This window comes from Pseudorhodoplanes sp. (genome assembly GCF_050250235.1).
Classification (GTDB): Bacteria; Pseudomonadota; Alphaproteobacteria; order Rhizobiales; family Xanthobacteraceae; genus Pseudorhodoplanes.
Map to the genome: position 1 here is coordinate 146,968 of NZ_JBFWPA010000002.1, position 12,952 is coordinate 159,919.

Consider the following 12,952-nt stretch of genomic DNA (forward strand, 5'->3'; position numbering starts at 1 on the left):
AATGCAACTGCCAGCCGCATTGCACAAGGCCGTGGACGATGCCGTCGACGGCATCCCGCTTGCCGATCTGCAGGCCGCTTCCGAGCGCCTCTCCCGGCGCTATCGCAGCGAAACCCGCGACGGCCGCGCGCATTTGTCCGACGACCTGTCCGCGCGCGCCTATCTCGCCGTGCGCATGCCGGCGACCTATGCGGCGATCCACGCCAGTCTGGACGCGGTCGCGCAATTGCGGCCGGATTTCTCACCAACGAGCGTGCTGGATGTCGGCGCCGGCCCGGGCACGGCGACATTCGCCGCCTGCGATCTCTGGCCGGATCTGTCGAGCGCGACGCTGATCGAACAAAGTCCCGCAATCCGGCGATGGGGTGAGACGTTGCTGCCGCGCCTCGCTCTCGAACGCACGGACTGGCTGGCGCAGGACATTGCGACCGCAGCATTGCCGCAGGCTCGCCACGATCTCGTCATTCTGGCCTATGTGCTGGATGAATTGGCGCCGCTGGTGCAGGCGGCGCTGGTGGACCGGCTGTGGGCCGGCACGGGCGACATGCTGGTGGTGGTCGAACCCGGCACGCCGGCGGGATGGACACGCATCCTGTCGGTCCGTGACCGGCTGATCGCGAGCGGCGCGCATCTCGTGGCGCCCTGTCCGCATGCCTTTGCCTGCCCGCTTGGCGCGCCCGACTGGTGCCACTTCTCACGCCGGGTGGCGCGCTCGCGGATGCACCGGCGGATCAAGGCCGCCGATGTGCCCTGGGAGGACGAAAAGTTTATCTATCTGGCGGCCTCGCGCCGCGAACCGCTTCCGGTCGCAGCGCGGGTGATCGCGCCCGTGCAGGTCCGGGGCGGCACGGTAGCCCTCACATTGTGCGAGCAATCCGGGACGGCGCGCCAGCATCTGCTGTCGAAACGCGACGGCGACCGCTTCCGGCAGGCCCGGCGGCTTGCATGGGGGGATTGCGTGGGCGAGCATGCCACAATGCCCTCCGATTCCGCTGTTTGAACCTGTCCCCATGCCTATTCGCTGTCTGACGCGCGGCTTTTTCGCTGCATCGCTCATCCTTGCCGTGGCGGCGGGCGTCCCGTCTCCGGCTGGTGCGCAAGGTCCCGAGCCCAAAGCCGAGCCGTCGAAGGATGCCGCGCCGGCAGCAAAGTCCGCCGCTCCCGCCAAACCGACTGCTCCCGCATCGACACAAGAAACTCCGTCCGCTCCGTCCGCAACCCCGGCGGCGCAGCCGGCCGCATCGGCCGATGCACCGAAGCGGCCGAGGCTCGCCCGCACCATGGCTGCGATCGAGCCGCTGCGGGAGGCAATCGAGCAGATCGAGACATCGCTGCGCAGCCCCGACATCGGCGACTCGACGCTGGTTCAGCACCGTGGCCGGCTGGAGCCGCTGCGCGATGAATTGCGCGAGATCGTGACGTCGCTGGAAAGCCGAATCGCCGATGTCGAAACCCGGCTGAAGCAGCTCGGCGAAGCTCCGGACGATGGCGAGCCGCAAGAAGATCCAAAGCTTGCGGCGGAGCGCACGCGGCTCGAGGAGCGACGCGCGGCGCTCGATGGTGCGCTCAAGCAGGCGCGTCTGCTGGCATTGCGGGCTGACAATCTGTCGGCGCGGATCACGGATCGGCGCCGGGCATTGTTCACGCAGCAATTGCTCGGCCGGTCTTCGAGTGCGCTCGACCCCGCCCTCTGGGCGCGGGCGGCGAAGGCTGCTCCCGACGCCTGGCACGGCGTCGTATTGGTGGCACAGGGCTGGATGGATCATCTGCGCGCCACCGCGACCGGCTGGAAGATCGCGGCGGCGGGTGCTGCCCTGCTGGTATTCTTCGCCTGCGCGGCTGTTTTCCTGCGCTGGTTCGTGCGCCGCGATTTCCGCCCCAAAGAGCTCGGCACGCGGTTCGCGAAGTCCTTCTTTGCGCTGCTGTCGCTGCTCCGCGTCACCATCACGGCGCCCGCTGTCGTGCTGGGCGCCCTTTTGATCCTGAGCGCGTTCGACCTCCTGACCGAGCGGGTCGGCAATATCGGCCTGTCACTTGCAATCGCGGTCACGATTGCGGCGTTTGGCCGTGGCGTTGCCGTGGGCCTGTTCGCACCCGGCGATCCGGATCGCCGGCTGCTCTCCGTGCAGGAAGAGACATCACGTCTGATCTCGTCGAAGCTGGTCTGGGGCGCGCGCATTCTCGCCGCCGTGCTTCTGATCAACGCGGTGCTGCAAACCATCGTCGCGCCTCTCGCGCTCACGATTGCGGCCAATGCGATCTTCGCAACGTCCATCGTCACGCTTCTTGGGCGCTTCCTGTTCCTGATGGGCCACCGCGCATCGCTCGAGGATGACGTTGCCGGCGCCGGCTGGCTGCGCAGTGCCGGCTGGCTGCTTGCGATCGGCATCGTCGCCGCGCTGGTGACCGGCTATATCGGGCTCGCTGCCTTCCTCGCCGGGCGCTTTCTGTCCGCACTCGGGCTGATCGGCGCGCTCTACATCCTGTTGACGTTTATCGACGCGCTTTTCACCGAAGTGCTGGCGGCTTCCTCGCCGCGCGGTCGCTCGGTCGCTCATTTCTTCGGGATGAAGCCCCGATCGATCGAGCTTCTCGGCACGCTCTTGTCTGCGGTCATCCGCGTGCTGCTGGTGCTGGTCGTGCTGATGCCACTGCTTGGTCCCTGGGGCATCTTCGCCGCCGATTTCGTCGGTGTGGTGAAGGACGCGACCTTCGGTTTCCGTATCGGCGAGATATCGATCTCGCTCACCACGATCCTGATCGCTTTCGCGATCCTATCGATCGGCGTTCTCGCGACCCGCGCAGTTCAGTCCTGGCTCAATACCCGCTTCCTGCCGCGCACCACGCTCGACCCCAGCCTGCAGAATTCCGTCTCCACGATCTTCGGCTATCTCGGGGTGATCGTCGCCGTCGCGTTTGCGCTTGCGCAGCTCGGCGTCGATTTTCAGAGGATCACGCTGGTCGCCGGCGCGCTTTCCATCGGCATCGGTTTCGGCCTGCAATCGGTGGTGTCGAACTTTGTCTCCGGACTGATCCTGCTCGCCGAGCGGCCGATCCGGGTCGGCGACATCATCAATGTGAAGGGTGAGGAGGGCAAGGTGCGCCGCATTCATGTGCGCGCGACCGAGATCGAGACCGGCGACCGCGCCAGCGTGATCATCCCGAATTCCGAGCTGATTACCCAGGTGGTGAAGAACCGCACCCATTCCGACACCTTCGCACGAGTCGCGGTGACGCTTGGCGTCGGCTATGACAGCGATGTCGGCAAGGTAAGAGACATCCTGCTTGAGATCGCGAAAGCGCATCCGCATGTCATGGACCATCCGCCGCCCACCGTGTTCCTGACCGGATTCGGCGACAGCGCGATTAATTTCGAGCTTGGCTGGGTGGTCCGCAACCTGGTGGACGGGGCCGGAATCAAGAGCGATATCTGCTTCTCGATCCTGGAACGGTTCCGGGCCGAAGGCATCGTGATGCCCTATCCGCACCGGTATATTCAGATCGAGGGCATGGCCGATGCCGTTGCGGAGCCGGAATCCGAGGCTCCGAAGCCGCCGGCCCCAAAAAAGCCGAAAGCCCGGTGATTTTGGGATCTCCGGCCGATATTTACGGTCCGGTTACCATTTTGCGGCCAAGTCGGTGGATCGGGGAATTTCAGAGACATGGCGGGCGGCTGGCCGATGAGTATTGCATTTCTCTGCGCGCTCGGGCTCGCATTGAGCGGCTGCGCGACCGAGCCCTTGCCGTCGCAGCCCACCTTCTACCAGAGCATGGCCCGGGACGGCGCCAGGCTCGATCCGCAGGCGGCGGCGTCGATGATCTCCGGCTACCGGCGCAACAACATGCTGGGTGAGGTCACGCTCGATCCGCAGCTGATGCGGATGGCCGAAGAGCAGGCCCGCGCGATGGCGACCAAGGACAAGCTCGACCATAACGTCGCCGGCAATTTCCAGCAGCGCCTGCGCAAATCCGGCTATCGCGCGCAGACCGGCGCGGAGAATATCGGCGCCGGCTATCACACGCTGGCCGAGGCTTTCTCGGGCTGGCGCGACTCGCCGTCACATAAGGCGAATATGCTGCTGAAGGGCGCGACCCAGATGGGCATCGCTGCGGTGTATGTGCCGAATACGAAATACAAGGTATTCTGGGCGCTGGTATTGGCGGCGCCCGATCAGCGCGTTTCTCAACTGGCGCAATAGTCTTTCTGGGGCCATTCGCGGCGCCTTTCGGCGGGTTCCGACTGGCAGTGACGTCACCAGACCTCACGATCCATCTGCACCGCGTGCCTGCCATATTTTTCGCGGGCCGCAGCCTGCAGCATCTGGTCCGCCGTTCTGCGAAATCCCATTCGTGTCCAGAATGGCTCACTGCCGCTCACTGCGACCAGCATCATCCGGTCGACCGGAATGCTGCGCGCAATTTCGATCAGCCGCGTAACCAGAAGCGAGGCGAGGTTCCTGCGGCGCAGCGAGGCTTCGATCGTCAGGTCGTGAATGAAATATGCGCTTGGTTGCTGCGGAAGCGCCCCGAGCCGGGTGTCGAGGGCGGGTGGCGGACCGAAGGTCCAGCAATGCGAGAAGCAATAGCCCTGAATCCGCGCCTCTGCTTCGCCGATCACGAAACAGCCGCCCGGAAACAGGCTGAATTTTTCTGCCAGAATCTCGGGCCGTTCCGGAAAATCAGGGTGGATGCGCGCCGACAAATCGTCGATTTCGGGCAGATCGGCCATCATCATCGGGCGCCATTGCAGAGTCGCGGGGCTGCTTTCGCTCATTGCATGCACCAATCGCTGGACGCGGCAGCCTTGCCCGACTAGCTTCCTGCCCGCAAGGCCGCCGGGATGCTTCCTCCGATCCACGACTACGACAGGCTCTACCGCGAATTCCGCTGGACGATTCCTGATCGATACAATATCGGCGTCGATGTCTGCGATCGCTGGGCGATGCGCGAGCCCGATCGTGCTGCCGTCATCCATGTGTACGACGATGGCCGCACTGAGACCGTGACTTTCGGCGCGCTGATGCAGATGTCGAACCGGCTTGCCAACGCGCTGCGCGCTCACGGGATCGACCGTGGCGACCGGGTGGCGATCCTGTTGCCGCAAGGGCCGGAGGCCGTGATCGCTCATGTCGCGATCTACAAGCTCGCCGCGGTGGCGCTGCCGCTGGCACTCCTCTTTGGTACCGAGGCGTTAAGCTACCGGTTGCGGAATTCCGGCGCGAAGGCGCTGATTACCAACGGCTTCGGCGTGCTCAAGGTCAAGACGCTGCCCGAGGCGCTGCCCGATTTGGCGCTCGTCGTATCGACCGAAGGCGAGGCTGATGGCGCATACGGTTTCGGTTCTCTGATCGAGGCGGCATCGGACGCATTCGCGCCGGTGGACACCTCCGCCGACGATCCGGCGATGATGATCTATACGTCCGGCACCACCGGCCCTCCGAAGGGTGCGCTGCACGCCCATCGCGTGCTGCCGGGACACATGCCGGGCATCGAGTTGCCGCACGATTTCTTCCCCCAGCCGGGTGACCGGTTCTGGACGCCCGCCGACTGGGCCTGGGCGGGCGGGCTGCTCGATGCGCTGTTGCCTTCCCTGCATCATGGGGTTGCAGTGGTGGCGCATCGCTTCGACAAGTTCGATCCGGAAGAGGCCTATGCGCTGATGGTGCGTACCGGCGTTCGCAACGCGTTCATTCCGCCGACGGCGCTGCGCATGCTGCGTGCCGCGCCGAATCCGCGGGGCCGATACGACCTGCGTCTGCGCACCATCGGTTCCGGCGGCGAGGCGCTTGGATCGGAAACACTCGCATGGGGCCGCGAAGCATTCGGTCTGACCATCAACGAATTCTACGGTCAGACCGAATGCAATCTGGTTCTGTCGTCCTGTGCCATGCTCGGCGTGTCGCGGCCGGGTGCGATCGGCAAGCCGGTGCCGGGGCATGAGGTGGCGGTCGTCGATATCGAAGGCATCCCCGTCAGACATGGTGAGATTGGGCAGATTGCCGTGCGCCGGCCGGACCCGGTGATGTTTCTCGAATATTGGGGCCGGGCCGACGCGACGCGCGACAAATTCATCGGTGACTGGATGACCACGGGCGATCAGGGGGTTGTGGACGACGATGGATATTTTCATTTCGTCGGCCGCGACGATGATGTCATCACGTCGTCCGGCTATCGCATTGGACCGGGCGAGATCGAGGATTGCCTGATCCGGCATCCGGCGGTGGCGCTCGCGGCCGCCATCGGCAAGCCCGATCCGCTGCGTACCGAGATCGTCAAGGCTTTCGTGGTGTTGAAGGCGGGCGTGAATACGCCGCACGAGACGCTGGTCTCCGAACTCCAGGATTTTGTGCGCACGCGGCTGTCGGCGCACGAATATCCCCGCGAGATCGATTTCATCGAAGACATGCCGATGACCACGACCGGCAAGATCATCCGCCGTCTGCTGCGTGAGCGGCGATGAATGCGAAGCAGACCCTGGGCGCGCGGCGCAGTGTGCAACGGCGCGCCGCAAAACCGGGACCCGTGTGACGCGAACACGAGAGGATTTGCTCTGGACTATCCGGCGAATCCGCCGCTTTCGAGAAACGCCTGTTCCTCCGGCGTGGTGTCGCGGTTCAGCACCGGATTGCGATGCGGGAAGCGACCGAAGCGCCGGATGATGTCGGCATGCAGTTCGGCATATTTCAGATTGTTCTCGTCGCCGAGCGCCCGGCACAGTTCGACGCACCGCTCCTGATCCTCGATGTCTTCCGAATGCATCAGCGGGAGATAGAAGAATGCCCGCAGCTCCTTGCCGACGGACTCGTCGAAACCTTGCGAGATCGCGGCGCCGGCAACGTTTCTAGCGCGCTCATCGGCCGCGAAGGCGCGTGGGCTGCCACGGAACATGTTGCGCGGAAACTGGTCGAGCACGATGACAAGGGCGAGTGCGCTGTCGGGGGCGCTTTCCCACGAGCTCAGGCGGCCCGCGGCGGCCGCTTCATAGGTTGCGAGAAAATCGTCGCGGATCGCGCGGTCGAAGGTTTCATCCTTCTTGTACCATTTGTCCGGTCCGGCATCTTTCCAGAACGCGAGCACGTCGCTTGCGGATTTGATTTCGGTCATGGGTTTCCGATTTCGATGGGTAGCTGTCGGACCAGTCTATACGCGCGTCTGGCCGGACTGGATGCTCGCATGCAGTGCAGGGTCCAGCGGCACAAAAGCCCGGATCGACGCATCGTTGAAATAGATCGGGTCGGCGATCGCGTGAGGGTCGAAGCCCTGCTTCACCAGATCGATCTTCTTCTGCTTGAAGGTGGCGGTCACGTCGATGTCCCTGCGGATGCGCAGGAAGACCGGGCGGGCATAGTCGGGCAGCGATTTTTCAAGATGCTGGTAGAACGCGGCGAGGTCGCAGTCGTCGCACACGACCGCGGCCATGCCGGCGCGGCCCTCGCGTCCCGGAATGCCGACGCCATAGACATTGGTGTCCCTGATGCCGGGAAACCGGTTGATCGCCTCGGCGACCTCGGAGGTCGAGACATTCTCGCCCTTCCAGCGGAAGGTGTCACCGATGCGGTCGACGAAATAGAAATATCCGTTCTCGTCCTTGCGCATCAGATCGCCGGTGCGGAACCAGATGTCGTTCGGTATGAACACATGCCGCAGGATTTTCTTTTCGGTCTCTTCCCGCCGCGCATATCCCTCGAACCGGTTTCCGGGCTTGTTGGCGTCATTCACGATCTTGCCGATCGCTTCGCCGACCTCGTTTGCGCGGCAGGGCACGCAGAAGCCCAGCGCGTTGCGCACCGGCTGTTCGGTTTCGACATCGAATTTGACCAGCGCGGTCGGGAATCGATGTTCGAGAAACCAGGGCAGGCGGCCGACCGCGCCGGTCTTGCCCTCGAAATTGAACATCATCACATTGCCTTCGGTCGCGGCATAGAACTCGAGGATCAGCGGAATACGGAACCGTGTCTTGAATTCCTCCCAGATATCCGGACGCAGGCCGTTGCCGCAGGCGAGTCTGAGCCTGTGCTTCGTCTCGTTCGGATTTGGCGGAGCGTTCACGAGATAGCGGCAGAGTTCGCCAATATACTGCATCATGGTGCAGTCATGCTTGACGATGTCGTCCCAGAACTCGCGCACCGAGAAGCGCTCGCGGATATAGACCGAGCCGCCGTTCACCAGCAGCGAGCCGATGGCACAGAGCCCGCCCGCGGTGTGATACATCGGCAGGCACACATAGTTGCGGTCGGACTTTTTGGTCCCCATCACTCCGGCAAAGCCGAAGCAGGCGAGCATCACCCGGTAATGATTGATGTTGGCCGCCTTGGGCATGCCGGTCGTGCCGGATGTGTAGATGTAGAGCGCGGGATCCTCGATGGTGAGTGCCGGCCGCTCGGATGCTTCGAGCGGCTCGCCGGACAGGCCGTCGGCGGCGCTGTCGATGCGGTTCTTGCCGGCCGTGCCATGCACCCAGACCGTCGGGGCGGTTTTCAGCTGCGTCCGGATTTCATCGAATTGAGCAGCCAGTTCGGCCGCAACGATCACATGCTTCGGCGAGACGATGTCGATGCAATGTGCCAGTGACTGCCCGATCAGGTTGGTGTTGACCAGCGCGGTGACGCCGCCGATGCGGGTGATTCCGAGCCAGATCGCCATGAATTCCGGCCGGTTTGGCATCAGCAGGCAGACGGTGTCACCCTTTTCGATGTTCTCGCCCAGCGCCCAACGCGAATAGCGGTTGGAGCGCTCGAACAGCTGCCGGAAACTGAAGGTCTCGCGCGCCGACAACAGTGCCGGTGCGTCGGCGTGCCGCGCGGCGAGTTCCTCGATCACATTGGGGAAAATGCGCGCCGGGTTCTTTGCAATATGGGTGGTCATGCGCAGCGCGCGCAGCACGCCCCGCAGAAAGACCATATCGCCCATTAGCTGGCTGAAGAACCCCATTCCCGGCTCCGAAGGGCGATGACCCTACCATCGAAGAGTCGCCAGCCGGTTTCAAGAGGTGGTTAACGATTGCGCCGGCAAGGGCGATGGGCCGGCCCTCTGATCTAGCGGTCGAGGCCCCCGAACGGGACCAGCGGATTGTCGACCAGGGCCGTCGCGTCCGGCCTGTCCGGCGTGGTGTAGCCGAGGAAGGCATCGAACAATTCGCGGATAACCCGCGGCTCAATATCGCGGACGATGAACACCATGCGGGTTCGCCGGTCGGCGTCCGGCCAGGCATCGAGTTGCGATGTGGGATGGAGGACGTGCTGGACGGCGTGCAGCACCATCGGCCGGTCCGGTGTTTCCTCGATTTTCACGATGGCTTTCATGCGCAGAAGGTTTGGCCCATGCTGGGAGCGCAGCAGTTCCAGGAACAGGTCGAGCATCGCCGCGGGGATCGCGCGCTCAGTCGACAGCGTGAAGGCCTGAACCCGCTCGTCATGCCGGTTCACGTCGTGGTGATGGTGATCGTGTGTGTGCGCTGCGGCAATTGCTTCGTCGGCAAGCCAGCGCGACACATCCGGAATCTTGCGAGCCGGATCGTAGAGCCCGCAACCGGTGAGAGCGGCAGCGGTCGCTTCGCCAGCGGCCGCGTCGAGGATCGGAGCCGCGGGGTTGAGCCTGCGCAGCCGGGCGAGCAATGCGTCGCGTTTCGCGGTGCCGTCCGACGAATCCAGCAGGTCGGCCTTGGTGAGCACGATTCGGTCCGCCACTGCAGCCTGTTTCACGGCTTCCGGATGATGGTCGAGGGTATCGGAACCGCTGACGGCGTCGACCAGCGTCACAACGCCGTCGAGCCGGAAGCGCATTACCAGATAGGGGTGCTGCATCAGCGTCTGCAGCAATGGCGCAGGATCGGCGAGCCCGGTGGTCTCCACGATCACCCGCGCAAAGGAAGCCCGGCCGTTATCGAGATTGCGCAGCAGCTTTTCCAGCGCGGTGATGAGGTCGCCGCGCAGATTGCAGCACAGACAGCCGCTCGACAGCACCATCATGTCGCCGTCGATCTTCTCGACCAGCAGGTGGTCGAGCGCGATCTCGCCGAATTCGTTGATGAGGACGGCGGTGTCCCGCAGATCGGGATCCCGCAAGAGCCGGTTCAGCAGCGTCGTCTTGCCGGCACCGAGAAAGCCGGTGAGCAGCGTCAGCGGGATCGGCGGCGGCGGGCGACGGGACTGGTCGGACGCGGTCACCGGGTGGCGGGCTGAGCCGGTCTTCGCGCCCTCGGCTGCGCGGTCGCCTCTGCCGTCGGATCGGGCCTCTTCCGCGTTGTCTTCTTCGCCGGCTGCTTGGGCGCGATTGGCGTCGGGAAGGCATGGGGCGCAGGCGCGGCGGTCCTTTGGGCGGGTCTCACCGCCGGCGCGGAAGCAGCCGGCGCTGCGGACCGTTGCACAGGCTGCGCCGGCGTCCCGCCGACAGCCGGCGCGGGTGTTGCCGCGACGGACTTCTTCTTCGACTTTCTGGTGGCGATTGCCGGCTCCGGTACCGAGCCCTTGCTGGCTCCCAGGAAAACTTCGACCGTCGGCCCCGGGGGCGTGTAGTCGCCGAGCAGCGCCGACGGCTTGTTGTTGGCGGTGCGCAGGCTCGACAGCATGATCGCCTGCGGCGAATTCGGATCCATACCCGGCGGCAACGAAGCCTCCGCCTCGTCCTCCAGGTCTTCCGATTCCCGCGCTGGCCGCTTGCGCTTCTTGCCGCAGATTTCGTCGCGCAGATTCGGCGGAGCGGCGTCGACCGGCCTCATATTCTCGACCGTACCCATCGACGGAGTGAGCCAGGTAAAGCCCCCGGTCGAAAAGCCGCGCTCCAGCATCTGCGCCACCTTGACAGCGCGAACGCCGCCCGACGGAGCGCCCAGCATCACCGCGATCAGACGTCGCCCGTTGCGTTTTGCCGATACCACGACGTTGAAGCCGGAGGCGCAGATAAAGCCGGTCTTCAGCCCATCGGTGCCGGGATAGCGGCCGAGCAGCGAATTGTAGTTACGCATGATGCGCTTGCCAAACTTGATCGCCGGAATGCGCCAGTACATCTCGTATTCAGGCAATTCGTTGTAGACCGCGCGCGCGAGAATGGCCTGATCCCGAGCGGACGTGATCTGCGCGTCCGCTGGCAGTCCGTTCGGATTGACATAGGTCGTCTGGGTCATGCCCAGTCGCGCAGCGGCCTGGTTCATTTCCTCCGCGAATGCGGCAATCGACCCGGCGACACCTTCGGCCAGAGTGACCGACATGTCGTTTGCCGACTTCACCATGATCGTCTTCAGCGCGTTGTCGACGGTGATCTTCGAACCGCTTCGGAAACCCATCTTGGTTGGAGCCTGTGCCGCCGCGTTTGGCGAGACCGTCAGCAGCGTATCGAGGGACAGTCGACCAGACTTCACAGCCTTTAGCGTCACGTAAGCCGTCATCACCTTCGTTACCGAGGCCGGGTACCAGGGGTGAGTGGCATTTTCTGCATGCAGCACGCGTCCGGTATCGGCCTCGATCAGCAGCATGGCCTGGGCGGCCGCGCGGTCGGGTGCGACCGCGGCGAGAGTGCCAAACGTGAAGGCCAGAGCGAGCGAAGCGGCGCGAAATGCGGCCGAATTTCCAAAATTCACGAGCTACGGTCCGGTTGCTGGTATCGGCCCGTCGTAACGAACCAGTTTCGGTGATTGGCTGCGCAACTTATCCCGAACGCACCCCGGAACGCAAAACGGAACACCCGGAACAGCTCGGTTTTTTTGTTACCGTCCCCTTGCTAATCCGACAAGAAAGCGACCAAAGTTCGACCGATCCACGCAGAGGCCGGATATGACCGCCTGTATCGTAGGTTTCGCTCACAGCCCGTTCGGAAAGCTCGACGCGGAGACGGTCGAAAGCCTGATCGTGCGCGTTGCGGCCGGCGCGCTGGTCGATGCCGGAGTCGAGCCGAAAGAGGTCGACGAGATCGTGCTCGGGCACTTCAATGCGGGATTTTCGGCGCAGGATTTTACCGCTTCGCTTGTCCTGCAGGCCTCTCCAGACCTCCGCTTCAAGCGCGCCACGCGCGTGGAAAATGCCTGCGCGACGGGCTCGGCGGCCGTGCATCAGGGGTTGAAAAGCATCGCAGCGCGCTCGGCCCGGATCGTGCTGGTGGTCGGCGTCGAGCAGATGACGAAAACGCCCGGACCCGAGATTGGGAAAAATCTCCTAAAGGCGTCCTATGTGCGCGACGAAGCCGATATCGAGGGCGGCTTTGCCGGCATTTTCGGCAAGATCGCGGGACTCTATTTCCAGAAATATGGCGATCAGTCCGACGCGCTTGCGATGATCGCGGCCAAGAATCACAAGAACGGCGTCGGCAACCGCTACGCGCAATTGCGCAAGGATCTCGGCTTCGAATTCTGCCGGACGGAGAGCGAGAAAAATCCGTTTGTCGCAGGTCCGCTCAAACGCACCGATTGCTCGCTCGTCTCCGACGGCGCGGCAGCGCTCGTGCTGGCGGATGTCGAGACCGCGCTGCGTCTCGACAAGGCGATCGCATTTCGCGCCGCCCAGCATGTGCAGGATTTCCTGCCGATGGCGAAGCGTGACATCCTGAGGTTCGAGGGCTGTTCGCTCGCCTGGAAGCGGGCGCTGGCGCAGGCCGGCATCGCGCTCACCGACCTTTCGTTCGTCGAGACGCATGACTGCTTCACCATCGCGGAGCTGATCGAATACGAGGCAATGGGCCTGGTGCCGGAGGGGCAGGGCGCACGTGCGATCGCGGAAGGGATGACGCAGAAGGATGGCAAGCTGCCGGTTAATCCATCGGGCGGGCTGAAGGCAAAGGGCCATCCGATCGGCGCCACCGGCGTGTCGATGCATGCTCTCACCGCGATGCAACTGATGGGCAGTGCAGGCGATATTCAGGTGAAAGATGCCGAGATCGGCGGCATCTTCAACATGGGCGGCGCCGCGGTCGCGAATTACGTGAGCATTCTGGAGCGGATCAGGTAGCGGGTCGGCCAGCGTAT

The 12,952-nt window shown here is 64.0% G+C and carries 10 protein-coding genes; 5 read left to right on the forward strand and 5 right to left on the reverse strand.

What is annotated here, in order from left to right; genetic code table 11:
* The first annotated feature begins 1 nt into the window (after position 1).
* From AB7F49_RS01910 to AB7F49_RS01920, 3 genes are all read left to right on the forward strand, one after another.
* The gene (locus AB7F49_RS01910; protein ID WP_428519736.1) at positions 2-1,000 is read left to right on the forward strand and encodes a small ribosomal subunit Rsm22 family protein; all 999 of its coding nucleotides are present in this window, start codon (positions 2-4) and stop codon (positions 998-1,000) included.
* 10 nt (positions 1,001-1,010) lie between these two features.
* Positions 1,011-3,584, forward strand: coding sequence for a DUF3772 domain-containing protein (locus AB7F49_RS01915; protein WP_428519738.1), 2,574 nt, complete (start codon positions 1,011-1,013; stop codon positions 3,582-3,584).
* A gap of 96 nt (positions 3,585-3,680) precedes the next feature.
* Complete coding sequence (locus AB7F49_RS01920; RefSeq protein ID WP_428519740.1) at positions 3,681-4,199, forward strand: CAP domain-containing protein; 519 nt, start codon at positions 3,681-3,683, stop codon at positions 4,197-4,199.
* A gap of 53 nt (positions 4,200-4,252) precedes the next feature.
* On the opposite strand, the gene AB7F49_RS01925 is transcribed toward AB7F49_RS01920, so the two are convergent.
* Positions 4,253-4,774, reverse strand: coding sequence for a GNAT family N-acetyltransferase (locus AB7F49_RS01925; RefSeq protein WP_428519742.1), 522 nt, complete (start codon positions 4,772-4,774; stop codon positions 4,253-4,255).
* 66 nt (positions 4,775-4,840) lie between these two features.
* Between AB7F49_RS01925 and AB7F49_RS01930 the strand changes: the two genes are divergently transcribed.
* Positions 4,841-6,460: an acyl-CoA synthetase gene (locus tag AB7F49_RS01930; RefSeq protein WP_428519744.1), complete on the forward strand. Its 1,620-nt coding sequence runs from the start codon at positions 4,841-4,843 to the stop codon at positions 6,458-6,460.
* A 95-nt stretch (positions 6,461-6,555) separates the two neighbouring features.
* Here the strand turns inward: AB7F49_RS01930 and AB7F49_RS01935 are convergent, their stop codons facing one another.
* From AB7F49_RS01935 to AB7F49_RS01950, 4 genes are all read right to left on the reverse strand, one after another.
* Complete coding sequence (locus AB7F49_RS01935; RefSeq protein WP_428519746.1) at positions 6,556-7,104, reverse strand: DUF924 family protein; 549 nt, start codon at positions 7,102-7,104, stop codon at positions 6,556-6,558.
* A 36-nt stretch (positions 7,105-7,140) separates the two neighbouring features.
* Positions 7,141-8,931, reverse strand: a complete 1,791-nt coding sequence (locus AB7F49_RS01940; protein WP_428519748.1) for a long-chain-acyl-CoA synthetase — start codon at positions 8,929-8,931, stop codon at positions 7,141-7,143.
* Positions 8,932-9,035: 104 nt separating this feature from the next.
* Positions 9,036-10,166 carry a CobW family GTP-binding protein gene (locus AB7F49_RS01945; protein ID WP_428519750.1) on the reverse strand — a complete coding sequence of 377 codons (1,131 nt, stop codon included), beginning with the start codon at positions 10,164-10,166 and terminating at the stop codon, positions 9,036-9,038.
* A complete protein-coding gene (locus AB7F49_RS01950) occupies positions 10,163-11,575 on the reverse strand; it encodes a serine hydrolase (protein ID WP_428519752.1) in 1,413 nt (470 codons plus the stop codon). The genes AB7F49_RS01945 and AB7F49_RS01950 overlap by 4 nt, the downstream gene beginning before the upstream one ends.
* Before the next feature lie 193 nt (positions 11,576-11,768).
* On the opposite strand from AB7F49_RS01950, the gene AB7F49_RS01955 reads away from it, so the two are divergent.
* The gene (locus AB7F49_RS01955; protein ID WP_428519754.1) at positions 11,769-12,935 is read left to right on the forward strand and encodes an acetyl-CoA acetyltransferase; all 1,167 of its coding nucleotides are present in this window, start codon (positions 11,769-11,771) and stop codon (positions 12,933-12,935) included.
* Positions 12,936-12,952 lie beyond the last annotated feature (17 nt).

What these genes read in the sequence shown, in the direction of transcription:
- AB7F49_RS01910 (WP_428519736.1), top strand. Translation starts at nt 2, where the DNA reads ATGCAACTGCCAGCCGCATTGCACAAGGCCGTGGACGATGCCGTCGAC.
- AB7F49_RS01925 (WP_428519742.1), bottom strand. Translation starts at nt 4,774, where the DNA reads ATGAGCGAAAGCAGCCCCGCGACTCTGCAATGGCGCCCGATGATGATG.
- AB7F49_RS01920 (WP_428519740.1), top strand. Translation starts at nt 3,681, where the DNA reads ATGAGTATTGCATTTCTCTGCGCGCTCGGGCTCGCATTGAGCGGCTGC.
- AB7F49_RS01930 (WP_428519744.1), top strand. Translation starts at nt 4,841, where the DNA reads ATGCTTCCTCCGATCCACGACTACGACAGGCTCTACCGCGAATTCCGC.
- AB7F49_RS01935 (WP_428519746.1), bottom strand. Translation starts at nt 7,104, where the DNA reads ATGACCGAAATCAAATCCGCAAGCGACGTGCTCGCGTTCTGGAAAGAT.
- AB7F49_RS01955 (WP_428519754.1), top strand. Translation starts at nt 11,769, where the DNA reads ATGACCGCCTGTATCGTAGGTTTCGCTCACAGCCCGTTCGGAAAGCTC.
- AB7F49_RS01940 (WP_428519748.1), bottom strand. Translation starts at nt 8,931, where the DNA reads ATGGGGTTCTTCAGCCAGCTAATGGGCGATATGGTCTTTCTGCGGGGC.
- AB7F49_RS01915 (WP_428519738.1), top strand. Translation starts at nt 1,011, where the DNA reads ATGCCTATTCGCTGTCTGACGCGCGGCTTTTTCGCTGCATCGCTCATC.